The sequence below is a fragment of the Mycobacterium sp. E2989 genome (assembly GCF_001667595.1).
GTDB lineage: Bacteria > Actinomycetota > Actinomycetes > Mycobacteriales > Mycobacteriaceae > Mycobacterium.
This window is the reverse complement of record NZ_LZJX01000006.1, coordinates 122,106-148,074: the sequence shown is the minus strand read 5'-3', so window position 1 is coordinate 148,074 and position 25,969 is coordinate 122,106. Positions and strand designations below refer to the sequence as shown.

Annotated in this window: 31 protein-coding genes; 16 read left to right on the top strand and 15 right to left on the bottom strand. The window is 68.8% G+C overall.

Translation table 11 applies throughout. The features are described from left to right. Positions 1-76 precede the first annotated feature (76 nt). On the bottom strand, positions 77-445 hold the full coding sequence (locus A5680_RS01705) for an OB-fold nucleic acid binding domain-containing protein (RefSeq protein ID WP_055401629.1): 369 nt from the start codon (positions 443-445) through the stop codon (positions 77-79). 114 nt (positions 446-559) lie between these two features. Here A5680_RS01705 and A5680_RS01700 point away from each other — a divergent pair, with 114 nt between their 5' ends. Beyond that, the gene (locus A5680_RS01700) at positions 560-1,261 is read left to right on the top strand and encodes an alpha/beta fold hydrolase (protein ID WP_067815410.1); all 702 of its coding nucleotides are present in this window, start codon (positions 560-562) and stop codon (positions 1,259-1,261) included. 10 nt (positions 1,262-1,271) lie between these two features. On the opposite strand, the gene A5680_RS01695 is transcribed toward A5680_RS01700, so the two are convergent. Next, on the bottom strand, positions 1,272-2,012 hold the full coding sequence (locus tag A5680_RS01695) for a DUF3710 domain-containing protein (protein ID WP_067815408.1): 741 nt from the start codon (positions 2,010-2,012) through the stop codon (positions 1,272-1,274). 49 nt (positions 2,013-2,061) lie between these two features. Continuing rightward, positions 2,062-2,526: a dUTP diphosphatase gene (gene dut, locus A5680_RS01690; RefSeq protein ID WP_055401634.1), complete on the bottom strand. Its 465-nt coding sequence runs from the start codon at positions 2,524-2,526 to the stop codon at positions 2,062-2,064. Between the two features lie 25 nt (positions 2,527-2,551). On the opposite strand from dut, the gene A5680_RS01685 reads away from it, so the two are divergent. Beyond that, on the top strand, positions 2,552-3,037 hold the full coding sequence (locus tag A5680_RS01685) for a DUF3093 domain-containing protein (RefSeq protein WP_055401637.1): 486 nt from the start codon (positions 2,552-2,554) through the stop codon (positions 3,035-3,037). Between the two features lie 6 nt (positions 3,038-3,043). Here the strand turns inward: A5680_RS01685 and A5680_RS01680 are convergent, their stop codons facing one another. Next, positions 3,044-3,346, bottom strand: coding sequence for a DUF4193 domain-containing protein (locus A5680_RS01680; RefSeq protein ID WP_007171590.1), 303 nt, complete (start codon positions 3,344-3,346; stop codon positions 3,044-3,046). A 181-nt stretch (positions 3,347-3,527) separates the two neighbouring features. Between A5680_RS01680 and cei the strand changes: the two genes are divergently transcribed. Then, positions 3,528-4,178 carry an envelope integrity protein Cei gene (gene cei, locus A5680_RS01675; RefSeq protein ID WP_055401639.1) on the top strand — a complete coding sequence of 217 codons (651 nt, stop codon included), beginning with the start codon at positions 3,528-3,530 and terminating at the stop codon, positions 4,176-4,178. 2 nt (positions 4,179-4,180) lie between these two features. Here the strand turns inward: cei and A5680_RS01670 are convergent, their stop codons facing one another. Beyond that, positions 4,181-5,050, bottom strand: coding sequence for an inositol monophosphatase family protein (locus A5680_RS01670; protein ID WP_067815406.1), 870 nt, complete (start codon positions 5,048-5,050; stop codon positions 4,181-4,183). Between the two features lie 103 nt (positions 5,051-5,153). On the opposite strand from A5680_RS01670, the gene ppgK reads away from it, so the two are divergent. Both ppgK and A5680_RS01660 read left to right on the top strand, forming a co-directional pair. Next, positions 5,154-5,963, top strand: a complete 810-nt coding sequence (gene ppgK, locus A5680_RS01665; protein WP_067815401.1) for a polyphosphate--glucose phosphotransferase — start codon at positions 5,154-5,156, stop codon at positions 5,961-5,963. Positions 5,964-6,138: 175 nt separating this feature from the next. Beyond that, the gene (locus tag A5680_RS01660; RefSeq protein WP_067815398.1) at positions 6,139-7,638 is read left to right on the top strand and encodes an RNA polymerase sigma factor; all 1,500 of its coding nucleotides are present in this window, start codon (positions 6,139-6,141) and stop codon (positions 7,636-7,638) included. Between the two features lie 116 nt (positions 7,639-7,754). Here A5680_RS01660 and A5680_RS01655 read toward each other — a convergent pair whose 3' ends face one another. After that, complete coding sequence (locus tag A5680_RS01655) at positions 7,755-8,069, bottom strand: hypothetical protein (RefSeq protein ID WP_055401647.1); 315 nt, start codon at positions 8,067-8,069, stop codon at positions 7,755-7,757. A 217-nt stretch (positions 8,070-8,286) separates the two neighbouring features. On the opposite strand from A5680_RS01655, the gene A5680_RS01650 reads away from it, so the two are divergent. Beyond that, the gene (locus A5680_RS01650; protein WP_067815395.1) at positions 8,287-8,688 is read left to right on the top strand and encodes a RidA family protein; all 402 of its coding nucleotides are present in this window, start codon (positions 8,287-8,289) and stop codon (positions 8,686-8,688) included. On the opposite strand, the gene A5680_RS01645 is transcribed toward A5680_RS01650, so the two are convergent. Further along, positions 8,637-9,002 (bottom strand): DUF952 domain-containing protein, encoded by a 366-nt coding sequence (locus A5680_RS01645; RefSeq protein ID WP_067815393.1) that lies wholly within the window; start codon positions 9,000-9,002, stop codon positions 8,637-8,639. The genes A5680_RS01650 and A5680_RS01645 overlap by 52 nt on opposite strands. A gap of 136 nt (positions 9,003-9,138) precedes the next feature. Here A5680_RS01645 and A5680_RS24960 point away from each other — a divergent pair, with 136 nt between their 5' ends. Further along, on the top strand, positions 9,139-9,324 hold the full coding sequence (locus A5680_RS24960; RefSeq protein WP_082459792.1) for a hypothetical protein: 186 nt from the start codon (positions 9,139-9,141) through the stop codon (positions 9,322-9,324). A gap of 65 nt (positions 9,325-9,389) precedes the next feature. Continuing rightward, positions 9,390-10,370 (top strand): YihY/virulence factor BrkB family protein, encoded by a 981-nt coding sequence (locus A5680_RS01640; RefSeq protein WP_067815391.1) that lies wholly within the window; start codon positions 9,390-9,392, stop codon positions 10,368-10,370. A gap of 9 nt (positions 10,371-10,379) precedes the next feature. Here A5680_RS01640 and A5680_RS01635 read toward each other — a convergent pair whose 3' ends face one another. Continuing rightward, positions 10,380-10,619, bottom strand: coding sequence for a DUF3039 domain-containing protein (locus A5680_RS01635; RefSeq protein WP_055401655.1), 240 nt, complete (start codon positions 10,617-10,619; stop codon positions 10,380-10,382). Positions 10,620-10,715: 96 nt separating this feature from the next. Between A5680_RS01635 and A5680_RS01630 the strand changes: the two genes are divergently transcribed. The 3 genes from A5680_RS01630 to A5680_RS01620 all read left to right on the top strand — a co-directional run bounded on the left by A5680_RS01630 (position 10,716) and on the right by A5680_RS01620 (position 13,103). After that, on the top strand, positions 10,716-11,114 hold the full coding sequence (locus tag A5680_RS01630) for a DUF3099 domain-containing protein (RefSeq protein WP_067815388.1): 399 nt from the start codon (positions 10,716-10,718) through the stop codon (positions 11,112-11,114). Positions 11,115-11,237: 123 nt separating this feature from the next. Beyond that, positions 11,238-12,227 (top strand): sigma-70 family RNA polymerase sigma factor SigB, encoded by a 990-nt coding sequence (gene sigB / locus A5680_RS01625; RefSeq protein WP_082459793.1) that lies wholly within the window; start codon positions 11,238-11,240, stop codon positions 12,225-12,227. A 186-nt stretch (positions 12,228-12,413) separates the two neighbouring features. Beyond that, on the top strand, positions 12,414-13,103 hold the full coding sequence (locus tag A5680_RS01620; protein WP_055401662.1) for a metal-dependent transcriptional regulator: 690 nt from the start codon (positions 12,414-12,416) through the stop codon (positions 13,101-13,103). Here the strand turns inward: A5680_RS01620 and A5680_RS01615 are convergent. Further along, complete coding sequence (locus A5680_RS01615; RefSeq protein WP_067815513.1) at positions 13,100-14,158, bottom strand: DUF4192 domain-containing protein; 1,059 nt, start codon at positions 14,156-14,158, stop codon at positions 13,100-13,102. The two genes, A5680_RS01620 and A5680_RS01615, sit on opposite strands and share 4 nt — an antisense overlap. 112 nt (positions 14,159-14,270) lie before the next feature. Between A5680_RS01615 and sthA the strand changes: the two genes are divergently transcribed. Beyond that, positions 14,271-15,686 carry a Si-specific NAD(P)(+) transhydrogenase gene (gene sthA, locus A5680_RS01610; RefSeq protein WP_055401664.1) on the top strand — a complete coding sequence of 472 codons (1,416 nt, stop codon included), beginning with the start codon at positions 14,271-14,273 and terminating at the stop codon, positions 15,684-15,686. Here the strand turns inward: sthA and A5680_RS01605 are convergent. Beyond that, positions 15,683-16,522 (bottom strand): serine protease, encoded by an 840-nt coding sequence (locus tag A5680_RS01605; RefSeq protein ID WP_067815385.1) that lies wholly within the window; start codon positions 16,520-16,522, stop codon positions 15,683-15,685. The genes sthA and A5680_RS01605 overlap by 4 nt on opposite strands. A gap of 188 nt (positions 16,523-16,710) precedes the next feature. On the opposite strand from A5680_RS01605, the gene A5680_RS01600 reads away from it, so the two are divergent. From A5680_RS01600 to A5680_RS01590, 3 genes are read left to right on the top strand one after another with little or no spacing between them, the layout of a single operon-like run. Then, positions 16,711-17,667: a proteasome assembly chaperone family protein gene (locus A5680_RS01600; RefSeq protein WP_055401668.1), complete on the top strand. Its 957-nt coding sequence runs from the start codon at positions 16,711-16,713 to the stop codon at positions 17,665-17,667. 39 nt (positions 17,668-17,706) lie between these two features. Further along, on the top strand, positions 17,707-18,738 hold the full coding sequence (locus A5680_RS01595) for an alpha/beta fold hydrolase (protein ID WP_055401670.1): 1,032 nt from the start codon (positions 17,707-17,709) through the stop codon (positions 18,736-18,738). Between the two features lie 46 nt (positions 18,739-18,784). Then, entirely contained in the window at positions 18,785-19,471 is a 687-nt protein-coding gene (locus A5680_RS01590) for a PhzF family phenazine biosynthesis protein (protein ID WP_067815382.1), read from the top strand. A 13-nt stretch (positions 19,472-19,484) separates the two neighbouring features. Here the strand turns inward: A5680_RS01590 and A5680_RS01585 are convergent, their stop codons facing one another. The 3 genes from A5680_RS01585 to A5680_RS01575 are packed head-to-tail and all read right to left on the bottom strand — an operon-like array spanning position 19,485 to position 21,032. Next, positions 19,485-19,970 (bottom strand): peroxynitrite isomerase, encoded by a 486-nt coding sequence (locus A5680_RS01585; protein ID WP_067815379.1) that lies wholly within the window; start codon positions 19,968-19,970, stop codon positions 19,485-19,487. A gap of 42 nt (positions 19,971-20,012) precedes the next feature. Beyond that, a complete protein-coding gene (gene nrdR, locus A5680_RS01580; RefSeq protein ID WP_055401676.1) occupies positions 20,013-20,477 on the bottom strand; it encodes a transcriptional regulator NrdR in 465 nt (154 codons plus the stop codon). A 60-nt stretch (positions 20,478-20,537) separates the two neighbouring features. After that, complete coding sequence (locus A5680_RS01575; RefSeq protein ID WP_067815376.1) at positions 20,538-21,032, bottom strand: LysM peptidoglycan-binding domain-containing protein; 495 nt, start codon at positions 21,030-21,032, stop codon at positions 20,538-20,540. A 291-nt stretch (positions 21,033-21,323) separates the two neighbouring features. On the opposite strand from A5680_RS01575, the gene lexA reads away from it, so the two are divergent. Continuing rightward, positions 21,324-22,022 (top strand): transcriptional repressor LexA, encoded by a 699-nt coding sequence (lexA, locus tag A5680_RS01570; protein ID WP_055401680.1) that lies wholly within the window; start codon positions 21,324-21,326, stop codon positions 22,020-22,022. Between the two features lie 13 nt (positions 22,023-22,035). On the opposite strand, the gene A5680_RS01565 is transcribed toward lexA, so the two are convergent. After that, positions 22,036-24,303 carry a hypothetical protein gene (locus tag A5680_RS01565; protein WP_067815373.1) on the bottom strand — a complete coding sequence of 756 codons (2,268 nt, stop codon included), beginning with the start codon at positions 24,301-24,303 and terminating at the stop codon, positions 22,036-22,038. Positions 24,304-24,726: 423 nt separating this feature from the next. Then, complete coding sequence (locus tag A5680_RS01560) at positions 24,727-25,887, bottom strand: acyl-CoA dehydrogenase family protein (protein ID WP_067815370.1); 1,161 nt, start codon at positions 25,885-25,887, stop codon at positions 24,727-24,729. Between the last annotated feature and the right edge of the window lie 82 nt (positions 25,888-25,969).

The following is a 25,969-nucleotide window of genomic DNA, read 5'->3' as shown; positions in this document are numbered from 1 at the left end:
AGCCGGTTAACGCTCGCGCGTTCGGGCGCGGTCGAATCGTGCGATCCCGGACTCGACTCCCGATCGTCGGGAAGCGTCACCGCTGAATTTCGTAGTGCGGGTTGTAGATGGCCTTGGTGCCGTTCTCCAGCTTGCCCAGCCGCCCCCGCACCCGCAGCTTGCGGCCCGAGTCGATGCCCGGGATCCGCCGCTGCCCCAACCAGACCAGGGTGACCGTGTCGCTGCCGTCGAACAGCTCGGCGCGGACGCCGCCCGCGCAGGCCTTGCCGTTACATTCCACGCTGCGCAGCGTGCCGATCATGGTGACCTCTTGGCCACGCTCGCAATCGATAACCCGTTGCGCGCCGGTGCTTGCGACCTCGTCGGACAACTCTTCAGAGTCGCGTTGCTCCGGCGCCTCCGTCAACCGACGGGTGAGCCGGCGAAGATATCCTTGGGCCCCCATGGCCACTCCTGACAATGCTGATAAGCCTCGGCGCTTCCACTTATGCCAACGGACACCGTAGACCTGTTGGTTCCCGCGCGCCAACCGACTCAAACGTGATGCCACTATCGGGGTGTGGCTGTCGATCTGCGGGGTGTCACGACGGTGTTGTTGCCCGGCACCGGGTCCGACGACGACTACGTCTACCGGGCCTTTTCCGGTCCGTTGCGCGGCGCCGGCGCCGTCCTGGTGACCCCGCCGCCCCAGCCGGATCGGTTGATCGACGGCTACGTCTCGGCGTTGGACGCCGCCGCGCGCACCGGCCCGATCGCGGTCGGCGGCGTCTCGATCGGCGCGGCGGTGGCGGTCGCCTGGGCACTGACCCACGCGGACAAGACGGTCGCGGTGCTGGCCGCGCTGCCGGCCTGGGCCGGGGCGCCGGAGGAGGCGCCCGCGGCGCTGGCGGCGCGGCACACCGCCGCGCAGCTGCGCGCCGACGGGCTGGAGGCGACGACCGGCCAGATGCGGGCGTCGAGCCCGGCGTGGCTGGCCGACGAGCTGGCCCGTTCGTGGCGCGCCCAGTGGCCGCAACTGCCCGACGCGATGGACGAGGCCGCCGCCCATGTGGCGCCGGACCACGCCGAGCTGGCCCGGCTGGCCGTGCCGATGGGCGTGGCGGCCGCCATCGACGACCCCATCCATCCGTTGCGGGTGGGTGAGGAGTGGGTGCACGCCGCGCCGCGCGCGGCGCTGCGGACGGTGACGCTCGACGAGATCGGCTCGGATCCGGCCGCGCTGGGCGCGGCGTGCCTGGCCGCCCTCGCCGACGTGGACTAGCCGGTTCGGGTCAGCCGCCGGTGGTGGTGCGCAGCTGCTGCATGGCCGAGCCATCGGCGCTGCGGCGCGCCGCCGGCTCGGGCGGCCCCTGCTCCGCGGCCTCTTGCGCGGCGGCCTGCTGGGCGGCCGCGGCCTCGCGCAGTTGCTGCGCCATCGGCTCGGGCAGCTGCACGGTCAACGGGGTGCGCACCGGCAGCGGTGTGTCGCCGCGGCGAACGACGGTGTCCGCCAACGCCGCTCGTGCCTCCTGCTCGAGAGCTTCCATCGTCTCGTGCGCCCCGTTGACGACGCAGCGGATCATCCAGCGGTAGCCGTCGACGCCGATGAAGCGGACCGCGCCGGACGCGGAGCCGACCACCTCGCGGCCCCACGGGCCGTCCTTGATGCTCACTTGGGCCCCGTCCTTGCGCAGCGAGTCGGCGAGCTCGCTGGCCACCTCACGCCACAGCCCACCGGTTTTCGGTGCCGCGTAGGCGGCGATGGTGAACCGGCCGTTGGGCGTGACGACCCACACGGCGCTGGGGACCCCGGTCTCGGTCAGCTCGACCTGTAACTGGCCCGCCTCCGGCATCGGGATGAGCACCGAGCCCAGGTCCAGCCGCGCGAGCTCCGCGACCGAGGGGTCGTCGAAATCGTCGATGTCGAACGGGCCCTCGAGCTCTTCGTCGAACTCCTCGTCGATCGGGTCGGCGGCGGCTTCCGCGTCCACCGGTTTGTCACTGTCGTCGTTGTTTCTCTTAAGTGCCGCCATCAGTGCCGCTCCTCCTCCTCATCGCTCCGCTCTGCATCGTCGCTAGCGGTCACAAACTCGCATGTCCGCCGGAGGAACCGTGGCCACCGTCGCCACGGGATGTTTCGGCCAGGCCGGCCTCGTCGAACGACGACACCTCGACCAGCTCGACCAGCTCGACCCGCTGCACCAGCAGTTGGGCGATGCGGTCACCACGATGCACGACGATCGGCTCGGCCGGATCGAGGTTGATCAGCGCGACCTTGATCTCGCCGCGGTAGCCCGCGTCGATGGTGCCCGGGCTGTTGACGATCGAAAGCCCTACGCGCGACGCCAAACCCGAACGTGGGTGGACCAGCCCGACCATCCCGAACGGGATCGCGACCGCCACCCCCGTGCGCACCAGGGCGCGTCGCCCGGGTTCCAGCTTGAGGTCTTCCGCGCTATAGAGATCCACCCCGGCGTCGCCCTCGTGGGCGCGCACGGGCATTGGGAGCTCGGGATCGAGGCGGACGATGGCCAGACTGGTCGACACGGGGCCACAGATTACCCTTGACTGCGTGTCCGGTACGCGCGTCGCGCCGCACAGTGTGCGATATCGCGAACGACTGTGGGTGCCCTGGTGGTGGTGGCCGTTGGCCTTCGGGCTGGCGGGGCTGCTCGCATTCGAAGTCAACATGGGCGTCGCCCCCCGGCCGTCCTGGCTGCCGTACGCAACGCTTTTCGCGGTGGCGACCGGAACCCTGCTGTGGCTGGGCCGCGTGGAGATCCGGGTGACCGCCGACCCGAGCGTGCCGGGCGGGGTGGAACTGTGGGCCGGCGAGGCCCACCTGCCGGTCACCGCGGTCGCCCGGTCCGCCGCGGTTGCGCCGTCGGCCAAATCCGCGGCGCTGGGCCGCCAGCTCGACCCCGCGGCTTTCGTGCTGCACCGGGCATGGGTCGGCCCGATGATCCTGGTCGTCCTGGACGACCCGGACGACCCCACGCCGTACTGGCTGGTGAGCTGCCGCCACCCCGAGCGGGTGCTGTCGGCATTGCGCAGCTGACCCGGGTCAAGCCGCGCAGTCGGTACAGATCATCAGGCCGTTCTTCTCGCTGGCCAGCCGGCTGCGGTGTTGCACCAGGAAACAGCTCGAGCAGGTGAACTCGTCAGCCTGCTTCGGAATGACGCGGACCGACAGTTCTTCTCCGGACAGGTCGGCACCGGGCAGTTCGAAAGATTCGGCGGTTTCGGATTCGTCGACGTCGACCACGGCCGAAGCCGCCTCGTTGCGTCGTGCTTTGAGCTCCTCCAGCGAGTCCTCCGAGACGTCGTCAGTCTCGGTGCGCCGTGGAGCGTCATAGTCGGTAGGCATTGCCCTATCCCCTCACATGCCCTCATTGCTCAAGCATCGCTTTGTACCAGCGTCGAACGCATCCACCAAATGATTCGTGCCCGGATCACGGTCCGTTAATGTGTGATTTACGTCACACACTCATTCTGGGCCTTGCGTTCGCCTTTGAACAGTGCGTTTAGGGTGCGACTAGAGTGCACCTGTGGTCGCACAAATCACCGAGGGTACCGCCTTCGACAAGCACGGTCGGCCCTTCCGGCGACGCAATCCCCGGCCCGCCATCGTGGTGGTGATTTTCCTGGTCGTGGCGACGGCGGTGGTGTGGACCATCGCGCTGACCCGGCCGGCCAAGGTGCACGAGGTCGCGGTGTGCAACCCGCCGCCGAAGCCGAGCGGCTCGGGGACGGCTCAGCTCGGCGAGCAGGTGTCGCGCAGCGCGATGATGGACGTCACGCCCGCCAAGCTCGGCGACACCAAGGTCCGCGTGCTCAACGCCAGCGGCCGCGGCGGGCAGGCCGGCGACGTCGCGGGCGCGCTGAAAGACCTCGGGTTCGCCCAGCCGACCGCGGCCAACGATCCGCTGTACGCCGGCGCCCGGCTCACCTGCCAGGGGCAGATCCGCTTCGGCACCGCCGGACAGGCCTCCGCGGCGACGGTCTGGCTGGTGGCGCCGTGCATGGAGCTGTTCAACGACAACCGCGCCGACGACTCCGTCGACCTGGCTTTGGGGACCGACTTCACCGCCCTGGCCCACAACGACGACATCGACGCCGCCCTGGCCGCCCTGCGCCCCGGCGCCACCGAGCCGTCGGATCCCGCGCTGCTCAACAAGATTCACGGCAGCGCCTGCTGACGTCAATCGAGGATCGGGTCCAGCCCGTCGATGTCGTCCAGGGCGGCCAGCAGCTCGTCGGCGATCCCCGGCGCGGCGGCCAGCACCAGGCCCGCACCCTCGATGTCGTTCGCCGGCAACGAAACTCGCGCGCCGGCCTCGGCGGCGATCAGCGCACCCGCGGCGCAATCCCACGGTTGCAGGCCGTGCTCGTAGAACGCGTCGAGCCGGCCCGCCGCGACCATGCACAAATCCAGGGCCGCCGAACCGATCCGGCGAACGTCGCGGACCAGCGGCAGCAGCCGGGCCAACAACGCCGCCTGCGTCGCCCGGCGCTGCCGTGAGTAGCCGAAACCGGTGCCCAGCAACGCCATCGACAAATCGTCGACCGCGGCGCACCGCAACGGTCTGACCCCCTGCCCGTCGCTGACATGCGCACCCAGGCCGGTTGCCGCCGAGTACACCTGGCCGCCGACGACGTCGGCGACCGCGCCCGCCACCGACACCCCGGCGACCTGGACACCGACCGACACCGCGTACGCCGGGATGCCGTAGACGAAGTTCACCGTGCCGTCGATGGGATCGAGCACCCAGGTGATCGCGTCGGCGGGGGTGCCCGCCGGGTCGGCCGGCCCGCCGCCCTCCTCGCCGAGAATCGGGTCGCCCGGGCGCAATTCGGCCAACCGCTCCCGCAGCAGGCGCTCCGTTTCGGTGTCGACGACGGTCACCGGATCGGTCGGGGTGCTCTTGGAGCGCACCGCCCCGCCGCCGGTGACCGTCGAGCCCGCACCGAACACCTCGGCGCGACGACGGCGCACGAACGCGGCCGCTTCCGTGGCCAGCGACTCGGCCACCGTGCGCAACCGGGCGGGCTCGTCATCTCCTCGGCTCACCGGTCTATCGCATCACAGGCGGCGCGGCGGCGCAGATACCCCGTGGCCACATTGGCGCCGGGCTAAGGTGGGCGGACAGCCGCAGCCACGCCCAGGAGCTCCGATGACCAGCACCGACTCGACCACGGACACGCCCCGCACCGGCCCCGCCGGGGGCAGCCCACAGCGTCGGGGATTCGGCATCGACGTCGGCGGCAGCGGCATCAAGGGCGGCATCGTCGACATGGACACCGGGCAGCTGATCGGCGAACGGGTCAAGCTGTTGACCCCGCAGCCGGCGACCCCGGCCGCGGTCGCCAAGACCATCGCCGAGGTGGTCAACGCGTTCGGCTGGACCGGCCCGCTCGGCGTGACCTATCCCGGGGTCGTCACCCACGGCGTCGTCCAGACGGCGGCCAACGTGGACAAGGCGTGGATCGGCACCAACGCCCGCGACATCATCAGCGCCGAGCTGAACGGCCAGGACGTCACCGTGCTCAACGACGCCGACGCCGCCGGGCTGGCCGAGGAACACTACGGGGCCGGCCGCAACCAGTCCGGCCTGGTGGTGTTGCTGACGTTCGGCACGGGAATCGGCTCGGCCGTCATTCACAACGGCACGTTGATACCCAACACCGAGTTCGGGCACCTCGAGGTCGGCGGCAAGGAGGCCGAACTGCGGGCGGCGTCGTCGGTCAAGGAGCGCAACGGCTGGACCTACGAAAAGTGGACCAAGCAGGTCACCCGGGTGCTGGTGGCGATCGAGAACGCGGTGTGGCCGGACCTGTTCATCGCCGGCGGCGGCATCAGCCGCAAGGCCGACAAGTGGCTGCCGCTGCTGGAAAACCGCACCCCGGTGGTGGCCGCGGCCCTGCTCAACACCGCCGGGATAGTGGGCGCGGCCATGGCCTCGACCTCCGACGTGACCCACTGATTTTCCCCGGCAGAGCCGTTCGGCCGCTCACTGTCGTTACAATGGTCATCGGCGACCGCCCGACCGACAGCGTACGAATGCCGACGCTGATCCAACGCCGACATCGACATAGCAGACACTTTCGGTTAACCATGCCCAATACCCACCGAAGGTGAGCCCAAACGAAGGGGTGTAAGTGGCAGCCACCAAGGCAAGCGCGGCAACCGATGCGCCGGTAAAACGGACCGCGACGAAGTCTTCGCCCTCCCCCGCCAAGCGACCCGCGGCCAAGGCCGCGCACGCCGCCGCCCCCGCGAAGCGCGCCGCCAAGGCGCCGGCCCGGGCGGCCAAGCCCGAGGCCGCCGGCGAGGCCAAGAAGCCCCGCGCGGCCAAGGCCCCGTCGGGCCGCGGAACGAAGGCGGCCAAGGCCGCCCCGGCGGACGCCGAGGTCGAACTGGAGGCCGTCGAAGATCTCGACGACGCCGAACTCGACGCTGAGCCCGGCGACGACCTGGAGATCGACGCCGGCGACCTGAACCTCGAGGACCTCGAGGACGACGTCGCGGCCGACGGCGACGAGGCGGAGATCGAGCCGGCCGACGCCGAGGACAGCGAGGAGGCGGCCGCCCCGGTCGCCGCGGCCGGCGAGGCCGCCGCCGAGGAGGACGAGGAGATCGCCGAGCCCTCCGAGAAGGACAAGGCTTCCGGCGATTTCGTCTGGGACGAAGACGAATCCGAGGCGCTGCGCCAGGCCCGCAAGGACGCCGAACTCACCGCCTCCGCGGACTCGGTCCGCGCCTACCTCAAGCAGATCGGCAAGGTGGCGCTGCTCAACGCCGAGGAAGAGGTGGAGCTGGCCAAGCGGATCGAGGCCGGCCTGTACGCCACCCAGCTGATGAGCGAAATGGCCGAGCGCGGCGACAAGCTGCCCGCCGCTCAGCGCCGCGACATGATGTGGATCTGCCGCGACGGCGATCGCGCGAAAAACCATCTGCTGGAAGCCAACCTGCGTCTGGTGGTGTCGCTGGCCAAGCGCTACACCGGCCGGGGCATGGCGTTCCTCGACCTGATCCAGGAAGGCAACCTGGGCCTGATCCGCGCGGTCGAGAAGTTCGACTACACCAAGGGCTACAAATTCTCCACCTATGCGACGTGGTGGATCCGCCAGGCGATCACCCGCGCGATGGCCGACCAGGCCCGGACCATCCGCATCCCGGTTCACATGGTCGAGGTGATCAACAAGCTGGGCCGCATCCAGCGCGAGCTGCTGCAGGACCTGGGCCGCGAGCCCACGCCCGAGGAGCTGGCCAAGGAGATGGACATCACGCCCGAAAAGGTGCTCGAGATCCAGCAGTACGCGCGCGAGCCGATCTCGCTGGACCAGACCATCGGCGACGAGGGCGACAGCCAGCTGGGTGACTTCATCGAGGACAGCGAGGCCGTGGTGGCCGTCGACGCGGTGTCCTTCACCCTGCTGCAGGACCAGCTCCAGTCCGTGCTCGAGACGCTGTCCGAGCGCGAGGCCGGCGTGGTACGGCTGCGCTTCGGCCTCACCGACGGCCAGCCGCGCACGCTCGACGAGATCGGCCAGGTGTACGGCGTGACCCGCGAGCGCATCCGTCAGATCGAGTCCAAGACGATGTCGAAGCTGCGCCACCCCAGCCGCTCCCAGGTGCTGCGCGACTACCTGGACTGACACTCACCGTCCGCGCGGCGAGTCCCAGGCACCCAGAACATACGAGGCGTCAGCCGCCACCGGATTTCCCGGTGGCGGGCCCGACGGCCGTGACGGCTTCAATGTCGTTGCGTCGCTTACATTTTCCGGGTCAACACGGGTGCGTGGCTCGGCGGCACCGGTCGATGGGGGTTCGTGCGCGCCGGCGCATCGGTGACCACCGTCTTCCCGCCCGTGCAGGTGACGAGCTTGCCCCCGACGATCACGCCCTGGCCCTCATCGATCGGGATGTCGTAGCCGTCAGGGTCGGTGTAGTGGCAGCCGCCGCTCGGGCCAGAGGACCCATTGGGCTCGGCGTAAGCGGTGGCAGGGGCCAACGCGGCAATGGCCAGCGCGCCAAACAGCGCGGCGGCGTAGTGGATGCGAGTGGGCTTGCGGGTGGCGTTCTTCATGGTGATCTCCTTGGGTCGTCGCGGCCCGTCCTTCGGGCTGCGTTCATCGACCTAGGGCAACCACGAGCACCTAAGGGGACACTTTCTTTTCGCCGGTGCGCGATCATCCAACTACAGAGCCAGCCGTCCTCCCACCGAACCGGTTGCCGCACAAGGGCGCTCAGCCGCAGAAGAAAACCCGTCGCGTCGGCGGCGCCACCGTCGTACGGTGACGGCCATGAATCGCACACTGGTCTCGTCTGGCTCCGAGTTCGAATCGGCCGTCGGTTATTCGCGCGCGGTCCGGGTCGGCCCGCACGTGGCCGTGGCCGGAACGACCGGCGCCGGGCCAGACATCGCGGCTCAGGCCCGAGATGCCTTGCACCGCATCGAGATTGCGCTGCACGAAGCGGGTGCGTCGCTGACCGACGTGGTCCGCACCCGCGTCTACGTGACCGACATGTCCCGGTGGCGCGACGTCGCGGCGGTGCACGCGCAGGTCTTCGGCGCCATCCGGCCCGCGGCCACCATGGTGGAGGTGTCCGCGCTGATAGCGCCCCAGCTCCTGGTCGAGATCGAGGCCGACGCCTACGTGGACTCCCCCGCCGGCGCGAACGTGCCGTCGGCGCCCGGCCGGTAATCGGTGACCCGAATCACAGCGTCGATGGGCAACGGACCGTACAGGTGCGGGAACAGCATCGCCTCCGGGTCCGTTGCTACGCCTGGCTCCCAACGCACTTCGGAGTTCAGCCTCGCCGGGTCGATGGTCAGTAGCACCAAGTCATCGCGCCCGCGGTAGAGCCGGTTGGCCGGCAGGTGGACCTGTTCGGGGGCCGAAAGATGGATGAACTCACCACCGCCGGACGCGTCGGGACGAATCTCGCCGGTGGCGCGGGCCCGCGACCACGCGTCGCGGCCGCACAGATGTACCAGCACTTCAGGAGCGAAAGCCACGAATGATCAGCTTAGAAAGTTCGCCGAAACCAAACGTTTACAGGCCGTGAGAAACGACACACCCGATAACGATCGGGGAACAACGCGAAAACCCCATACGTCTGAGAGAGTGAATAAAAGCAAGAACGGAGAAGCCATGAATGCAACTCTGACCAGTCCCGAGCTAACCCGTGCGGACCGCTGCGATCGCTGCGGTGCCGCGGCTCGAGTCCGCGCCAAGCTGCCTTCCGGAGCCGAGCTTCTCTTCTGCCAGCACCACGCCAACGAGCACGAGGCGAAACTGACCGAGCTGTCGGCCGTCCTGGAGTTCAGCGGGAGCTGATTGCGCCCAACTCACCCGTGGGCAATGTGGCTGAGTGCGGCGGTCTTCGGTAATGCTGGACGGGTATGAGCGATCAAATCGCAAAACCGTCCCGCCATCACATGTGGCGACTCACTCTGAGGACCATCTCCAAAAGCTGGGATGACTCCATCTTTTCCGAGTCGGCGCAGGCGGGTTTCTGGTCGGCGCTGTCGCTCCCCCCATTGCTGTTGGGGATCCTGGGCAGCCTGGCCTACGTGGCGCCGCTGTTCGGCCCGGACACGATGATGTCGATCGAGAAGAGCATCATCTCCGCGATCCGCAGCTTCTTCTCGCCCAGCGTCGTCAACGAGATCATCGAGCCGACCATCCGGGACGTCACCGCCAACGCCCGTGGCGAGGTCGTGTCGGTCGGGTTCCTCATCTCGATGTGGGCCGGATCGTCGGCGATCTCGGCCTACGTCGACGCCGTCGTGGAGGCGCACGACCAGACCCCGCTGCGGCATCCCGTGCGGCAGCGGCTGTTCGCCCTGTTCCTGTACGTGGTGATGCTGGTTTTCGTGGTGTGCGCGGCGCCGGTGTTGGTGGTGGGTCCGCGCAAGGTGAGCGAGCACATCCCGGACAGCCTGGAAAACGTCCTGCGCTACGGCTACTACCCGGCACTCATCCTCGGCCTGCTGGTCGGGGTGGTGATCCTGTACAGGGTGGCGCTGCCCGAGCCCCTGCCGACGCATCGCCTGATCTTCGGGGCCGTGCTCGCCACCGCCGTGTTCCTGATCGCCACTCTGGGCCTGCGGGTCTACCTGCGGTGGATCACCAGCACCGGCTACACCTACGGCGCGCTGGCCACCCCGATAGCGTTCCTGCTGTTCGCGTTCTTCGGCGGATTCGCCGTGATGCTGGGCGCCGAGCTGAACGCCGCGATCCAGGAGGAGTTCCCGGCGCCCAAGACGCACGCGCACCGGCTGCGCAAGTGGCTGGAACACCGCGTGCCCGTGCTGAAGCGGTCAATGGTTTCGGAGCGGGAGCCGGAGCCGGAGCCGGCGCCCGACAGCGCGACGCTGTGAGGGCCGGGCCTAGTCCTTCTTCATCCGGTCGTAGATCTGCTTGCAGTCCGGGCACACCGGTGAGCCGGGCTTGGCCGCCTTGGTGACGGGAAAGACCTCGCCGCACAGGGCCACCACGTGGCTGCCCATGACCGCGCTCTCGGCGATCTTGTCCTTCTTGACGTAGTGGAAGTACTTCGGCGTATCGCTGCCGGTCCCGTCGTCGACGCGTTCGTCGGTCTCGGTGCGTTCGATCGTCTGGGTCTGCATACCTGACATTGTGCCCCGTGACTCGCTCCTGCCGGAATTCCTCGGGTGTGGGACAGTGGAAAATGAGGCGCAGAAAGAAAAGAGGCGCGGGGAGATATGAAGCGCTCTGAGTTGGGTTTCGACGACGATGGCAGGCCAGTCCTCATCACCGGCGCGGCCCAGTCCTACGAGGAGCAGCACCGCGCGCGGGTGCGTAAATACCTGACGCTGATGGCGTTCCGCATTCCGGCGCTGATCCTGGCCGCCGTCGCCTACGGCGCCTGGCACAACGGTCTGATCTCGCTGGCGATCGTCGCGGTGTCGGTGCCGTTGCCGTGGATGGCGGTGCTGATCGCCAACGACCGGCCGCCGCGCCGCTCCGAGGAGCCCCGGCGGTTCGACGACGCCCACCGGCGCACCCCGCTGTTCCCGACGGCCGAGCGCCCGGCGCTCGAGCCGCGCCGCCAGCCGCAACCGGACTGGCCCCCGGGCCCCGGCGGCGACGTCTTTCCGTAGCCAATAAGGGCGTCCCCCCGACTTCTCAGGACATTCTCAGGTCGGCGGCACATTTCTGCACGTCAAGACGTGTGAGATGGCAAGGGCCTGGGAACTCTCAGGGCTGATCTGTCGTTGAACTCTATGACAGTACAAGCCGAACGGGAGGTCGCTATGGCGAACGCCAGCACGAGCAGATTTGACGGCGATCTGGATGCTCAGAGCCCGGCCGCGGACCTCGTGCGCGTATATCTCAACGGCATCGGTAAGACGGCGCTGTTGAACGCCGCGGGCGAAGTGGAACTTGCCAAGCGCATCGAGGCCGGGCTGTATGCCGAGCATCTGCTCGAAACCCGTAAGCGGCTGGGCGAGAACCGTCGACGCGACCTGGAGGCCGTCGTGCGCGACGGCGCGGCGGCGCGGCGTCACCTGCTCGAAGCGAACCTGCGCCTGGTGGTGTCGCTGGCCAAGCGCTACACGGGTCGCGGGATGCCGCTGCTGGACCTGATCCAGGAGGGCAACCTGGGGCTGATCCGCGCGATGGAAAAGTTCGACTACACAAAGGGTTTCAAGTTCTCCACGTACGCGACGTGGTGGATTCGTCAGGCCATCACCCGCGGCATGGCCGACCAGAGCCGCACCATCCGGCTGCCCGTGCACCTGGTCGAGCAGGTCAACAAGCTGGCCCGGATCAAGCGGGAGATGCATCAGAACCTGGGTCGGGAGGCCACCGACGAGGAGCTGGCCGCCGAGTCCGGCATTCCTGTCGAGAAGATCAACGACCTGCTCGAGCACAGCCGCGACCCGGTGAGCCTGGACATGCCGGTCGGCTCCGAAGAGGAAGCGCCGCTGGGCGATTTCATCGAGGACGCCGAGGCGATGTCGGCCGAGAACGCGGTGATCGCCGAGCTGCTGCACACCGACATCCGCAGCGTGCTGGCCACTCTCGACGAGCGCGAGCATCAGGTGATCCGGCTGCGCTTCGGCCTCGACGACGGTCAGCCACGCACCCTCGACCAGATCGGCAAGCTGTTCGGGCTGTCGCGTGAGCGGGTCCGGCAGATCGAGCGGGACGTGATGTCCAAACTCCGCCACGGCGAGCGCGCCGACCGGCTACGGTCGTACGCAAGCTGAGGCCGCAACGTAAGAGATCGCGGCGACCCGCGGCGCCCGGCTCCCGCCGCGCCTGCGATCGCCGCCCGAGCTAGGTAGCAGACGGTATGCCCGCCGCACACGCGGCGGGCATACTGCTTGTCGGGGAAGCGTTACACCCATTCGCGCAGCTGGCCAAGTAGACTCGGCGTCGATGGAGGGTGCTGAATGAACGACCTGGTTGACACCACCGAGATGTACTTGCGGACCATCTACGACCTCGAAGAAGAGGGCGTGACGCCGCTGCGTGCCCGCATCGCCGAACGCCTCGAGCAGAGCGGGCCGACCGTCAGCCAGACCGTATCCCGCATGGAGCGCGACGGGCTGCTCCACGTCGCCGGCGACCGCCACCTCGAGCTCACCGACAAGGGCCGGGCGCTGGCCATCGCCGTCATGCGCAAGCACCGGCTGGCCGAACGATTGCTCGTCGACGTCATCGGGGTGCCCTGGGAGGAAGTGCACGCCGAGGCGTGCCGCTGGGAGCACGTGATGAGCGAGGACGTCGAACGGCGGCTGGTGAAGGTGCTCAACCACCCGACCACCTCCCCCTTCGGCAACCCGATCCCGGGGCTGTTGGACCTGGGCGTGGGCCCCGACTCCGGTGCCGACGACGCCAACCTGGTCCGGCTGACCGAGTTGCCGCCCGGCTCGCCGGTGGCCGTCGTCGTCCGCCAACTGACCGAGCACGTGCAGGGCGACATCGACCTGATCACCCGCCTCAAGGACGCCGGCGTCGTCCCCAACGCCCGGGTGACCGTCGAGACCGGTCCCGCCGGGGTCACCATCGTCATCCCCGGCCACGAGAACGTCACCCTGCCGCACGAGATGGCGCACGCGGTCAAGGTCGAGAAGGTCTAGCACGCGCGGCGGCCGAACGGCCGCCGCGGGGGTAACCGCACACCCAGCTGTTTGGCCAGCCGATAGCCGGTGAGCGCCAATTCGCGGATGTCCTCCGGCCGCAGCCCCGACTGCAACGCCGTGTCCAGCATCCCTGCCATCCGATGCTCCGGCTCGCAACGCAGCGCGGCCTCCAGCGACACCCCGGCCAGCGGACCGTCGCCGCGGGCGTAGGCGCTGAACGCCAGCAGGACCAGGGCCTCGACCCGCCAGGGCGGGGGCAGGGTGCGCGCCAGCAGCGCCCACAACGACTCGGCCGCGCCGGCGCTCTCGCCGACCGCCAGGGCGTAGAAGATGTCGCGCACCTGCGCGTCGCCCAGCGCGCAGCTCAGGTTCGCGAGCTGCGCCCGGGACAGTGCCTGGCCGGCGGCCACCCGCGAGGCGGCCGCCATGGCCTGCTTGACGTCGGCGCGCGCGCAGCGGGCCGGGTCCGCGAGGTGGGCCGCCCGGCGCCTGCCCTCCTGCCGGTCGATGGCGCCGGCCAAGGCGCCGCTGCGCGCCGTGTCATCCACCGCGATCACCGCCTGCAGGTCGGCGCGCCGCGCGTAGAGCCGCCTGCCGTCGAGCACCGCGGCGGCCGCCAGCGGCGAGGCCGACGGATCGTCGACGAGGCCGCTCGCGCCGCAGTTGTCCACGCAGTGCCAGCGCCCCCCGGCCGCGACCCGGTCCACCACGTGGGTGGCCCACAGCTCGATATCGTTGTCCGACAACGACTTCGCCAGGTTTTCGGACAGCTGCCGGTATTCCTCGGTACAGCAGGGACAGTCCGCCCCGTCCGCGTCGACGATCACCGCGATGGCGCCGTCGGGCCGGGCGGCGGCGGCGACCCGGGCCAGGTGTCCCACCCGGGCCGCGAGTTCATCGGAGAGGTCGACCCGCAGCACGGCTCCCAGCTCGCCACGGTCCAAAGACACCAGGACCAATGAATTTTCGGGAACGAAGCCGAGAACGGCCGGCAGTGCGGCGATGAGTGCGCCGGGTCGGTTGAGCTTGAAGTCGGGTCGATGCGTCGTCATGGGGACCACGCTGGTGGCCCGCACCGTCAGCCGGTGCTCGCGGGAACCGGTCGGATCCCGGGCCTGTGAATGAACCCAGCACTGTGAGTTGTGCTGATCTACTGTTGTTCGCATGGGTTCGGCGCAAGAGTACGACATGGTGGTCATCGGTTCGGGGCCCGGCGGGCAGAAGGCCGCCATCGCCTCGGCCAAGCTCGGCAAGTCGGTCGCGGTCGTCGAACGGGGCCAGATGCTCGGCGGCGTGTGCGTCCAAACCGGCACCATCCCGTCAAAGACGTTGCGCGAGGCCGTGCTTTACCTCACCGGGATGAGCCAGCGCGAACTGTACGGCGCGAGCTACCGGGTCAAGGAGAAGATCACGCCGGCCGACCTGCTGGCCCGCACCCAGCACGTGATCGGCAAGGAAGTCGACGTGGTGCGCAACCAGCTGATGCGCAACCGCATCGACCTGTTGCTGGGCCACGGGCGGTTCCTCGACCCGCACACCATCGAGGTCGAAGACCCGTCCCGCCGCGAAAAGCTAACGGTCACCGGCGAACACATCGTCATCGCCACCGGCACCCGGCCGGCGCGACCGTCCGGTGTCGAGTTCGACGAGGAGCGGGTGCTGGACTCCGACGGGATCCTCGACCTCAAGTCGCTGCCCACCTCGATGGTGGTGGTCGGCGCCGGGGTGATCGGCATCGAATACGCCTCGATGTTCGCGGCGCTGGGCACCAAGGTCACCGTCGTGGAGAAGCGCAGCGACATGCTGGACTTCTGCGACCCCGAGGTCGTGGAGGCCCTGAAATTCCACCTGCGCGACCTCGCCGTGACGTTCCGGTTCGGTGAGGAGGTGACCGCGGTCGACGTCGGCTCGGCGGGCACGGTCACCACCTTGGCCAGCGGCAAGCAGATCCCCGCCGAGACGGTGATGTACTCCGCCGGGCGGCAGGGCCAGACCGACCACCTCGACCTGCACAACGCCGAGCTGGAGGCCGACAACCGCGGCCGGATCTTCGTCGACGACTTCTTCCAGACCAAGGTGCCGCACATCTACGCCGTCGGCGACGTGATCGGCTTCCCCGCGCTGGCCGCGACGTCCATGGAGCAGGGCCGGCTGGCCGCCTACCACGCCTTCGGGGAGCCGACCGACGGCATCACCGAACTGCAGCCGATCGGCATCTACTCCATCCCCGAGGTGTCCTACGTGGGGGCCACCGAGGTCGAGCTGACGAAGAACGCGATCCCCTACGAGGTCGGGGTGGCCCGGTACCGGGAACTGGCCCGCGGCCAGATCGCCGGCGACTCCTACGGCATGCTCAAGCTGCTGGTGTCCACCGACGACCTCAAGCTGCTGGGCGTGCACATCTTCGGGACCAGCGCCACCGAGATGGTGCACATCGGGCAGGCCGTCATGGGCTGCGGCGGCACGGTCGAATACCTGGTGGACGCCGTGTTCAACTACCCCACTTTTTCCGAGGCCTACAAGGTTGCCGCGCTCGACGTGATGAACAAGGTGCGCGCGCTCAACCAGTTCCGCAGCTAACAGCTGTCGTCGAGCTGGCCGGTAAGCGGGTCGCCGGGGCCGCCCGCCTCGGCGCGGGCCAGCAACTGCGCGGTCTGGGCGTCGAACGGCGCCGAATACGACACGTTCGCGGCGCACCCGCCGCGCTCGAAACCACCGATCACCCCGGTGAGCATGGTGCCGCTGACCCAAGGCGCGCCGCTGGTGCCGTCGACCAGCCCCTCGCACGGGAACGACGGGAACCCGCCCTCGGTCAACGACGTGCTGGCCTGACACCCGATCGGCGCGCCACCCACGCCGGCCGGATAGCCCATCACGGTGACGTGGCTGCCGGGCGGCGGCGTTTTGCCCAGGGTCAGCGCCAGGCCGGCGCGCGACTCCACCGAGCCCCCGGCGTCGTTGCTGAGCCGCGCGATCGCATAGTCGGCGTTGGGATCCTTGCTGGCCGACCAGCGGGGGTCGAGGTAGACCGCGTCGGCCTTCCACACGTCGGCCGGGGCGGGCGGCGCGTCGCCGGCGAACCCCGGCACGAAGGTGATCTGCGAGGCCCCGGCCAGGCAGTGCGCCGCGGTCATCATCAGGTTCCCGCCCGTCGAATGCACCACCGAACCCGTGCAGACGTGCAGCGGCCCGCCGTCGATGAAGATGGCGCCGACGCGCTTGTCCGGGTCCACCGGCGCCGCCACCGCCTTTTGCTGCGGCTGACCCATGTGCTGCACCGGTGTGCTGCTGCGCGCGGGGGACGGCGACGGGACCAGCGCACGGTCGCCGGGCGGCCGCTTGCACGACGTCACCGACGTCGCCACGGCGACCACCAGGCACAGCATCACGGTCGGTACGCGCATCGGTTTCATCATGCCTGACGCCCGCTCAGCGGGCCGACTCCCACGCGTCGCGCGCCTGCCCGCTCGTCCGGCCGACGTCGAAAGATGTTCGCCTCCGGATGAAACGCGAACTTCACACCGCTGTTTGATATTGGTGTCCCGTGATTCGGGGGACACTGGTAGGGCACGCTGGCGACACCCCCGACAGGAGGCGAGCGGTGATGGCTGACGAACAGGACCCGCAGGGACAGGCCGGGATGTACGAGCTGGAGCTGCCGGCGCCGCAGTTGTCGACGTCGGACGGCCGGGGCCCGGTGCTGGTGCACGCGCTGGAGGGGTTCTCGGATGCCGGGCACGCCATCCGGCTGGCCTCGTCGCACCTGAAGGCGGCCCTGGACACCGAGCTCGTCGCGTCGTTTGCCATCGACGAGCTGCTGGACTACCGGTCGCGGCGCCCGCTGATGACCTTCAAGACCGATCACTTCACCAACTACGACGAGCCGGAACTGAGCCTGTACGCGCTGCGCGACACCATCGGCACCCCGTTCCTGCTGCTCGCCGGCATGGAACCGGATCTGAAGTGGGAGCGCTTCATCACCGCCGTGCGCTTGCTGGCCGAACGGCTGAATGTGCGTCAGACCATCGGCCTGGGCACCGTCCCGATGGCGGTACCGCACACGCGGCCCATCACGATGACCGCGCACTCCAACAAGCCCGAGCTGATCGCCGAGTTCACGCCGTGGATCTCCGAGATCCAGGTCCCCGGCAGCGCGTCCAACCTGCTGGAATACCGGATGGCCCAACACGGTCACGAGGTCGTCGGTTACACCGTGCACGTGCCGCACTACCTGACCCAGACCGACTACCCGGCCGCCGCCGAGGCGTTGCTCGAGCAGGTGGCCAAGATCGCGTCGCTCGAGTTGCCGCTGACGGCGTTGACCGAAGCAGCGGCGGTGATCCGGACCAAGATCGACGAGCAGGTCGAGGCGAGCGCGGAGGTTGCCCAAGTGGTGACGGCGCTCGAGCGCCAGTACGATGCCTTCATCGACGCTCAGGAGAACAGGTCGTTACTAACTCGCGACGAGGACCTGCCTAGCGGAGACGAGCTTGGTGCAGAGTTCGAGCGATTCCTCGCCCAGCAGGCGGAGAAGAAGCGCGACGACGACGACCAGGTCTGACCTTTTCACGGCCCTAGGCCCGACACCAAGGTTGGCGACATGACCGAGCGGAAGCGCAAGAGCACTCTCCGCCCGGTGCGTGAGGTCACCGCGCCCCGGCTGGAATTCCGCACCATCCACGGCTACAAGCGGGCCTACCGCATCGCCGGTGACGGGCCGGCGATCCTGTTGGTGCACGGCATCGGTGACAACTCCACCACCTGGAACACCGTGCAGGCCAAGCTCGCTCAGCGGTTCACGGTCATCGCCCCGGACCTGCTCGGTCACGGGCGATCCGACAAACCGCGCGCCGACTACTCCGTCGCCGCCTACGCGAACGGGATGCGTGACCTGCTCAGCGTCCTCGACATCGAGCGGGTGACGGTCGTCGGGCATTCGCTGGGGGGCGGCGTGGCCATGCAATTCGCCTACCAGTTCCCGCATTTGGTCGACCGGCTGATCCTGGTCGCCGCGGGTGGTGTCACCAAGGACGTGAACGTCGCGCTGCGGCTCGCGTCGCTGCCGATGGGCAGCGAGGCGCTGGCCCTGCTGCGGCTCCCCCTCGTGCTGCCCGCCGTGCAGCTGGCCGGGCGAATAGCGGGCCTGGCGATCGGCTCGACCGGCCTGGGCCGCGACCTGCCCAACGTCTTGCGGATCCTCGACGATCTGCCGGAACCGACGGCCTCGGCGGCCTTCAGCCGGACCCTGCGGGCGGTGGTCGACTGGCGCGGGCAGATCGTCACCATGCTCGACCGATGCTATTTGACCGAGGCCATCCCGGTGCAGATCGTCTGGGGCACCAAGGATGTGGTCGTCCCGGTCCGGCACGCCTGGATGGCACACGCCGCGATGCCCGGCTCCCGCCTGGAGATCTTTCAAGGCTCCGGACACTTCCCGTTCCACGACGACCCGGCCCGCTTCATCGACGTGGTCGAACGCTTCATCGACACCACCGCGCCCGCCGAATACGATCAGGCCGCCCTGCGCGCGCTGCTCCGCAGCGGCGGCGGGGAGAAGGCCGTCAGCGGTCCCGCGCCCACGCGCGTCGCCGTGCTGAACGCGATGGGTTCCGACGAACGCAGCGCCACCTGAACCACCTTGCTCGATGCGGCCCCGCCGGGGGTCGTACAGTCGGGCCATGGGTATCGACGTCACGGTGTTGCGGGTGTTCACCGACGCGGAGGGCAATTTCGGCAATCCGCTCGGCGTAGTGGATGCCGCTCAGGTCCAGCCCGCCGACCGGCAACGGCTGGCCACCCAATTGGGCTACAGCGAAACGGTTTTCGTCGACCTGCCCGCCGCCGGTTCCACCACCGCGCACGCCACCATCTACACGCCGCGGGTCCAGATCGCATTCGCCGGGCACCCCACCGTCGGCGCGTCGTGGTGGCTACGGGAGAACGGCACGCCGATCAACACGCTGCACGTGCCGGCCGGTCTCGTGCAGGTGAGCTACGCCGGCGACCGCACGCGCGTCAGCGCGCGCTCGGATTGGGCGCCCGAGGTCGCCCTGCACGAATTCGGTTCAGCCGACGAGCTTCTCGCCGCCGACCCGGGCGATTTCCCCGACGACACGGCGCACTACCTGTGGGCCTGGACCGACCGGGAAGCCGGAGCCCTGCGCTCCCGCGGCTTTTTCGCGAACCTCGGTGTGCCGGAAGACGAAGCGACCGGCTCGGCCGCGATGCGGATCACCGACTACCTCAGCAGAGACCTGCACGTGACCCAGGGCAGGGGGTCGGTCATCGAGACGACGTGGAACGCCGAGGGCTGGGTCGGGGTGGCCGGACGCGTCGTCAATGACGGTGTGAGGCAACTGGATTGACCGCAGGCCGCGCTCAGGCCTGCCGGCGCAGCGCCGCGCTGAGGTGATGCTGCAGGGGCTGCCCGACAGCGCCCATCCGCACCGAATACGACAGCTCGTCGCCGTCAACGCGGATGGTGCGGCCCAGCGCGGTCACCTCTTTGGCGGTGGGCGTGAGTCCGACGTCCGTTGTGGACAGCTCGATTTCGATGACACCGTCGCTGACCGTCAAGGTGCCCACCTCGATTTCGGTGATGCCGCTCGGGTGGGCGAGCACCAGTTCGACCTGACCGGGCTGCGACGCGCGCAGGTATCCGACCTCGGCGTGCAACGGCTTGCCGTCGGCCACCGCCTTGGTCCTTTGGGCGTACGCCAGAAAGGGCTTGCCGACGTGGGAGAACACGACCTCTTCGAGGTAGTCGAAGGGCTGGATCGTCGGATACTCGCCCGAGCCCTGACCCGCCCACGTCCCCAGGAGCGGTGCGAGGGCAGCGATATCGGGATGCAAGTCGGGGGGCATGAAACTGAGACTAGCCCGGCGACGACGCAGCCCGCCGTGCCGTCAGGTCGGCGTCGTCACCTGGCGGTGTTCGCGCAGCGCCTGGATCTCACGCTCGAAGTCGTCCGCCGACTCAAAGGAGCGATACACCGACGCGAACCGCAGGTAGGCCACCTCATCGAGGTCGCGCAGCGGGCCGAGGATGGCCAGGCCGACCTCGTGGCTGGCGACCTCGGGGGAACCCGCGGCACGCACCGTGTCCTCGACCTGCTGGGCCAGCAGGTTCAGCGCGTCGTCGTCCACCTGGCGGCCCTGGCAGGCCCGGCGGACACCGCTGATGACCTTCTCCCTACTGAAGGGTTCGGTGACTCCGCTGCGTTTGACCACGGCGAGCACCGCCGTCTCCACGGTGGTGAAACGCCGCCCGCACTCGGGGCACGATCGGCGGCGCCGAATGGCCTGCCCCTCATCGGTTTCCCTCGAATCGATCACCCGGGAATCGGGATGGCGACAGAACGGGCAATGCATGACCGCTCCTTCGCCGTGCCGACATCCAGGTACCGCAGCACTTCGAGCGTACTCGCGCCGTTAGCCGACCGGGGCGATCAGGGTCTGGCCGGCCACCAGGGCCGGCGAGTTCATGTCGTTGAGTTCGCGGATGCGGTCGGCGACTTGGCGCGCCGGCGCGCCGGGTGCCACCCGGTGGGCGACATCCTGCAGCGACTCCCCCGCCTCGACGCGGACGACGGCCAGCCGGTCCGGGACGTGAGCGGCCGAGCTGCCCGAGTCGCCGTTTAGCACCTGGCCGACGTTGCCGACGAGGCCCAGCCACAGGGTGATGGCGCCGGCGGCCAGCGCGAGCCAGATGGTGGTCGTCACCGTGACGGGCCGCTTGCGGTGCGGCGCGCCGGACATCGCGACCCCGGTGCCGTGATAGCGGGTGGGCGCGCCGGCCGGGCGCGTCGGGCCGGGCCTACGGGAGCGGGCCAGGCCGTCCCGGCCGTAGCGAAGCCCCTGGACCGGTCCGTTGACCGGACGCCGAGGGTTGCTGGTACGCGGCGCCAGCGTGTGGATGGTTGTCATCTGCGTTCCTCCGGTCAACTATTCTTCGCTCAGCTGTTCGACTGTATCGCTCGTGTGTTCGAACTCCGAACATGTGAGCGAAGCGTGTCGCACGAGTCGAACGCTAGACCACCCCACCGACAAGTCCGTGGGCGCTAGAGCTGACATGCGGCTGAAATACCCGATCCGTCGAAGAGTTACACCTTTGTGATTCAAGACATCAGACGCCGTTTTGGCGGAGTCGGTAGGATCCCGACACGCTAGTCGAACACATGTTTGATTCTTGGGCCCGGTGGGGTTACATTCAGTGCCATGAGCGACAGCAACGACACCTCATCGGCGGGCACGGACGGTCGGCTGCACGCCGTGGATTCGACGCTGACCGAACGGCAGCGCACCATCTTGAACGTCATTCGCGCGTCGGTCACCAGCCGCGGTTACCCGCCGAGCATCCGGGAGATCGGCGACGCCGTCGGCCTGACGTCGACGTCTTCGGTGGCCCATCAGCTGCGCACCCTCGAGCGCAAGGGCTACCTGCGCCGCGATCCGAACCGTCCCCGGGCGGTCGACGTCCGCGGCGCCGACGACGAGATGGCGGCACCGGCCACGGAAGTCGCCGGTTCGGATGCCCTTCCGGAGCCGACGTTCGTTCCAGTCCTGGGCCGCATCGCGGCCGGCGGACCCATCCTCGCCGAGGAAGCCGTCGAGGACGTCTTTCCGTTGCCGCGCGAGCTGGTCGGCGAGGGGACGCTGTTCTTGCTCAAGGTCGTCGGGGACTCGATGGTCGAGGCGGCCATCTGCGACGGCGACTGGGTGGTGGTTCGGCAGCAGAACGTCGCCGACAACGGCGACATCGTGGCGGCCATGCTCGATGGGGAGGCCACCGTCAAGACGTTCAAGCGTGCGGGCGGTCAGGTGTGGCTGATGCCGCACAACCCGGCGTTCGATCCCATTCCCGGCAATGACGCGACCGTGCTCGGCAAGGTCGTCACGGTGATCCGCAAGGTATAGCCGGCGGCTGGGGTCAGTCCGCCTTGTGAAAGCCGTTGGCCTGCGCCACTTCTTCGCTGGACAACCAGAGTTCGGCGAGCGTGTCGTGGTAGAGCTCGCTGCCCGGCGTGTAGTACAGCCCGAAGCGGGCGCTCGCCTTGATCGGGTAGCCCTCGGGCACCTGGTAGGGGTCCTCGAGCGGTAGGTGGATCGTGGGGCGCCCGGCCGGGCCGGCCCCGGCTCCGCTGTCCTCGTCCTCCGCGGCCGCGTGCCGCCCGCCGCGCTGTTCGGCCGCCGGGGCCGCGGGCACGGCGTCGGCCTCGACATCTTCCACGGCATCTTCCACGGCATCGCCAACGTCCGCCGGGACGTGCGGTACGGCGACGTCCGGGTACTCGGCCTCGGGGGCGCCGGCCTCGGGGACGCCGGGCTCGAATTCGGTGTCCGGGGGCGTGTGTGGCACGGCGACGTCGAGGTATTCGGCCTCGACGTAGTCATCGTCGGCCCGGACGGGCTCCGGGTAGGCGGGCTCGGGCACGTCGTCGACGTACTCGGCTTCGACGTAATCGGACTCGGCGTAGTCGGCTTGCGCGTAGCCGGGTTCGGCGTGATCCGGTTCGGCGTAGTCGGATTCGGCGTATTCGGACTCGGGGTAGCCGGATTCGGCGTAACCGGGTTCGGCCTCGGCGTAATCGGATTCGGCCTCGGGGTAGCCGGCCTCCGCCAACGTGGCCGGCGAGACGGCGGCGAAGGAGTCGGTGTCCACCGCGTCGGGATCCTCGTCGGCCCGGTAGGAATCCTCGTCCGCACCGCCCCGGCGCCAGCTCACCCGGCCGCCGCCCTCGGCATCGGCCGCTTCGGGCTGGCGGGCGAAGTGGTCGGTGGCGACTTCGTCGCGTCCCCAGTGTTGGTCGCCCGCGGCGTCGTAACCGGCATCGAGGTCGCGGTGGGGCTCGTAGCCGACGTCCGCGCGGGCGGCGCGGCGCCGGCGCCAGCCGAGGGCCAGCAATCCCGCCAGGACAATCAGCACGAGCACCGGAATGGCGGCCAGCAGCCACCACCACTGCCAGGTGAACTTCTTGGCGTGGCTGGGCATCGCCGAGTTGCTCGGCTGGTTCTGCCCCGAGACCTGCAGGCCGGACAGCAGCGGCGCCAGATTGGCCGGGTCGGTGCTGAACGTGTTCTTCGCCCGGTTCCACGAGACCTTGCCGCCGGTGAACTGCTGGGAGACGACGTCGCCGTCGACGGCCTGGTCGCCGACGGGCGCGCCCAGCTTGCCGGTCGGCCCGCGAAGCTTGTCCCACGCCGCCTTCATGGCGCCGCGCACCACGAACGCGCCGTGCTCGGACGTCCAGAAGATCACCGGCTTGTCGGCACCGGAGAAGGGGACGACGCGGCTGGACGGGATGCCGCCGTCGGATTCGTTGGCGGTGGGGAAACCCAAATCGCTGCCGGCCGGCCCGCCCAGCGCGTCGTATTTGGCCAGGATGTTGCTCTCGATGGCGTTCGCGCCGGTGGCGGGGCTGAAGTACACCTTCCCGTTGGCGAAGTCCTGGACGATCCCGTCGCCGCCGATCGGGTACTGCGCGCCCTTCTTGACCCCCAGCATCCCATTCGGTCCGCCGGCGGCGCGCCACGCCATGTTGATGGCCGCGGTGGGATCGATCGCCACCTGCAGGCCCTTCAACTGGTCGGCCAACGCCGGCGGTTCGGTGGTGAACTGCTTCGTCTGCCTGTTCCACGAGACCTGACCGCCGCTGAACTTCTGCGCGGACACCTCGCCGTTGTACGTCTCATCGCCGACCGGGACCCCGAGCACGCCGCCGGAACTGCCGAGCTTGTCCCAGGCGGCGTTGATCGCGCCGCGCACCACGAACGCGCCGTGGTCGGGCGTCCAGAAGATCACCGGCTTGTCACTCGCCGAGAAGGTCGCCACCCGGCTGTCGGGTCCGGCGAGGCCGGGCACCTCATTGATGGCGGGGAAGCCCAAGTCGCTGCCGGCGGGACCGCCCAGCATCTCGTATTTGTCCAGGATCGGACCGTAGACGAATTTGGCGCCCGTCGCCGGGGTGAAAAACATCTTGCCGCCGTCGAAATTCAGCTCGAAACCGTCACCGGCCGGGTACACATCGCCCTTGCGGGGTCCCAGGGGCGAACCGTCGCCGCCCGCCTTCTCCCACGCGGCCATCATGGCGGCCTCGGCGTCGCCGATCGGAGACGCCGCCGCCGGTGAGGCCAGCAAGCCGAGGGCCAGTGCCGTGGCGGCCAAGCTGACCAGCGCGCTCCCGATCAGCCCGCGCATGTGACCTCTCTGCCCGTTCACCAAGCCTCCCAGCCGACGGCTGCGCCCCGACCTGCGGCCATGCCCGTGCCTGCACAGCCGGCGAGCGGGCCGTCGCACGACCGCGGGGACGCAGCCCCGTTCCGATCCGCGTTATCGCCGCGCTCGGACAACTTTGCTCCCGCCGACGAACAATGCGAAGTCAAATCACGAATATTACAAAAACGGATACCACGCCGATGTCGAAATGATGCCGAGCCACGCTCAAATCCCAATACGGCACAGCCTCGGCGGTGCGCCATTACGCCGCCGACGAACCCAAAACGCATGGGGCGACGGTACGTGAAGCCATTAACTGGTCAACGATCCACCCGAACAAACGGACCCGGCCCGCGCAGCGGTTTGCCGTCGAGGTCCGAATTGGCCGTTTCCGCTGACTAAGTGCTAGACCCCGAGGCTGCGGCCGATGATCTCTTTCATGATCTCGGTCGTGCCGCCGTAGATGGTCTGCACCCGCGCGTCCAGATAGGCACGGGCGACGGAGTATTCGCGCATGTAGCCGTACCCGCCGTGCAATTGCAGGCAACGGTCGATCAGGTGCACCTGCTTTTCGGTCGAGTACCACTTGGCCATCGCCGCTTGTTCCGCGGTCAGCTTCTTGTCCAGGTGCAACCGGATGAACTCGTCGACCATCATGCGCACGACGGTGGCCTCGGTCGCGAGCTCGGCAAGCACGAAGCGGCTGTTCTGGAAACTGCCGATCGGCTTGCCAAAAGCCTTGCGCTCCTTGGTGTATTGCAGCGTGTGCTCGAGCACCTGCTCCATGGCCGCGGCCGCCATGATGGCGATCGAGATGCGCTCCTGCGGCAGGTTCTGCATCAGGTAGATGAACCCCATGCCCTCCTGCCCCAGCAGGTTCTCGGCGGGAACCTTGACGTCGGTGAACGACAACTCGGCGGTGTCCTGCGCGTCCAGCCCGATCTTGTCCAGGTGCCGGCCGCGTTCGAAACCCTCCATGCCGCGTTCCACCACGAGCAACGAAAAGCCCTGCGCCCCTTTGTCGGGATCGGTCTGCGCCACCACGATCACCAGGTCGGCGTTGATTCCGTTGGTGATGAACGTCTTTGCGCCGTTGAGCACGTAATGGTCGCCCTGCTTGACGGCGCGTGTCTTGATGCCCTGCAAGTCGCTGCCGGTGCCGGGCTCGGTCATCGCGATCGCCGTGATGAGTTCGCCGGTGCAGAATTTCGGCAGCCAGCGCTGCTTCTGCTCCTCGGTGGCCAGGGCCAGCAGGTAGGGCGCGACGATGTCGTTGTGCAGGCCGAAGCCGATCCCGCTGTAGCGACCGGCGGTGGTCTCCTCGGTGATGATCGTGTTGTAGCGGAAGTCGGGGTTGCCGCCGCCGCCGTACTCCTCGGGCACGGCCATGCCCAGGAAGCCCTGCTTGCCGGCCTCCAGCCACACGCCGCGGTCGACGATCTTCGCCTTCTCCCATTCGTCGTGATGGGGCGCGACGTGACGGTCGAGGAAGCCCCGGTAGGACTCGCGGAACAGGTCGTGTTCCGGCTCGAAAAGAGTGCGCTGGTACTTGACGGCACTGCCCATGTGGATGACCTCCGGCGACTGGAAACTCTGCCGCCCAACATATACCAACCAGACGGTTGGTAGGCGGCGGCCCGGGGCCCGG

Excerpts from the sequence above, each read along its gene's own strand:
- A5680_RS01705 (WP_055401629.1), bottom strand. The coding sequence starts at position 445 with ATGGGGGCCCAAGGATATCTTCGCCGGCTCACCCGTCGGTTGACGGAG.
- A5680_RS01695 (WP_067815408.1), bottom strand. The coding sequence starts at position 2,012 with ATGGCGGCACTTAAGAGAAACAACGACGACAGTGACAAACCGGTGGAC.
- A5680_RS01680 (WP_007171590.1), bottom strand. The coding sequence starts at position 3,346 with ATGCCTACCGACTATGACGCTCCACGGCGCACCGAGACTGACGACGTC.
- ppgK (WP_067815401.1), top strand. The coding sequence starts at position 5,154 with ATGACCAGCACCGACTCGACCACGGACACGCCCCGCACCGGCCCCGCC.
- A5680_RS01655 (WP_055401647.1), bottom strand. The coding sequence starts at position 8,069 with ATGAAGAACGCCACCCGCAAGCCCACTCGCATCCACTACGCCGCCGCG.
- A5680_RS01650 (WP_067815395.1), top strand. The coding sequence starts at position 8,287 with ATGAATCGCACACTGGTCTCGTCTGGCTCCGAGTTCGAATCGGCCGTC.
- A5680_RS24960 (WP_082459792.1), top strand. The coding sequence starts at position 9,139 with ATGAATGCAACTCTGACCAGTCCCGAGCTAACCCGTGCGGACCGCTGC.
- A5680_RS01640 (WP_067815391.1), top strand. The coding sequence starts at position 9,390 with ATGAGCGATCAAATCGCAAAACCGTCCCGCCATCACATGTGGCGACTC.
- A5680_RS01635 (WP_055401655.1), bottom strand. The coding sequence starts at position 10,619 with ATGCAGACCCAGACGATCGAACGCACCGAGACCGACGAACGCGTCGAC.
- A5680_RS01630 (WP_067815388.1), top strand. The coding sequence starts at position 10,716 with ATGAAGCGCTCTGAGTTGGGTTTCGACGACGATGGCAGGCCAGTCCTC.
- sigB (WP_082459793.1), top strand. The coding sequence starts at position 11,238 with ATGACAGTACAAGCCGAACGGGAGGTCGCTATGGCGAACGCCAGCACG.
- A5680_RS01620 (WP_055401662.1), top strand. The coding sequence starts at position 12,414 with ATGAACGACCTGGTTGACACCACCGAGATGTACTTGCGGACCATCTAC.
- A5680_RS01615 (WP_067815513.1), bottom strand. The coding sequence starts at position 14,158 with ATGACGACGCATCGACCCGACTTCAAGCTCAACCGACCCGGCGCACTC.
- sthA (WP_055401664.1), top strand. The coding sequence starts at position 14,271 with ATGGGTTCGGCGCAAGAGTACGACATGGTGGTCATCGGTTCGGGGCCC.
- A5680_RS01605 (WP_067815385.1), bottom strand. The coding sequence starts at position 16,522 with ATGATGAAACCGATGCGCGTACCGACCGTGATGCTGTGCCTGGTGGTC.
- A5680_RS01600 (WP_055401668.1), top strand. The coding sequence starts at position 16,711 with ATGGCTGACGAACAGGACCCGCAGGGACAGGCCGGGATGTACGAGCTG.
- A5680_RS01595 (WP_055401670.1), top strand. The coding sequence starts at position 17,707 with ATGACCGAGCGGAAGCGCAAGAGCACTCTCCGCCCGGTGCGTGAGGTC.
- A5680_RS01590 (WP_067815382.1), top strand. The coding sequence starts at position 18,785 with ATGGGTATCGACGTCACGGTGTTGCGGGTGTTCACCGACGCGGAGGGC.
- A5680_RS01585 (WP_067815379.1), bottom strand. The coding sequence starts at position 19,970 with ATGCCCCCCGACTTGCATCCCGATATCGCTGCCCTCGCACCGCTCCTG.
- nrdR (WP_055401676.1), bottom strand. The coding sequence starts at position 20,477 with ATGCATTGCCCGTTCTGTCGCCATCCCGATTCCCGGGTGATCGATTCG.
- A5680_RS01575 (WP_067815376.1), bottom strand. The coding sequence starts at position 21,032 with ATGACAACCATCCACACGCTGGCGCCGCGTACCAGCAACCCTCGGCGT.
- lexA (WP_055401680.1), top strand. The coding sequence starts at position 21,324 with ATGAGCGACAGCAACGACACCTCATCGGCGGGCACGGACGGTCGGCTG.
- A5680_RS01565 (WP_067815373.1), bottom strand. The coding sequence starts at position 24,303 with ATGCGCGGGCTGATCGGGAGCGCGCTGGTCAGCTTGGCCGCCACGGCA.
- A5680_RS01560 (WP_067815370.1), bottom strand. The coding sequence starts at position 25,887 with ATGGGCAGTGCCGTCAAGTACCAGCGCACTCTTTTCGAGCCGGAACAC.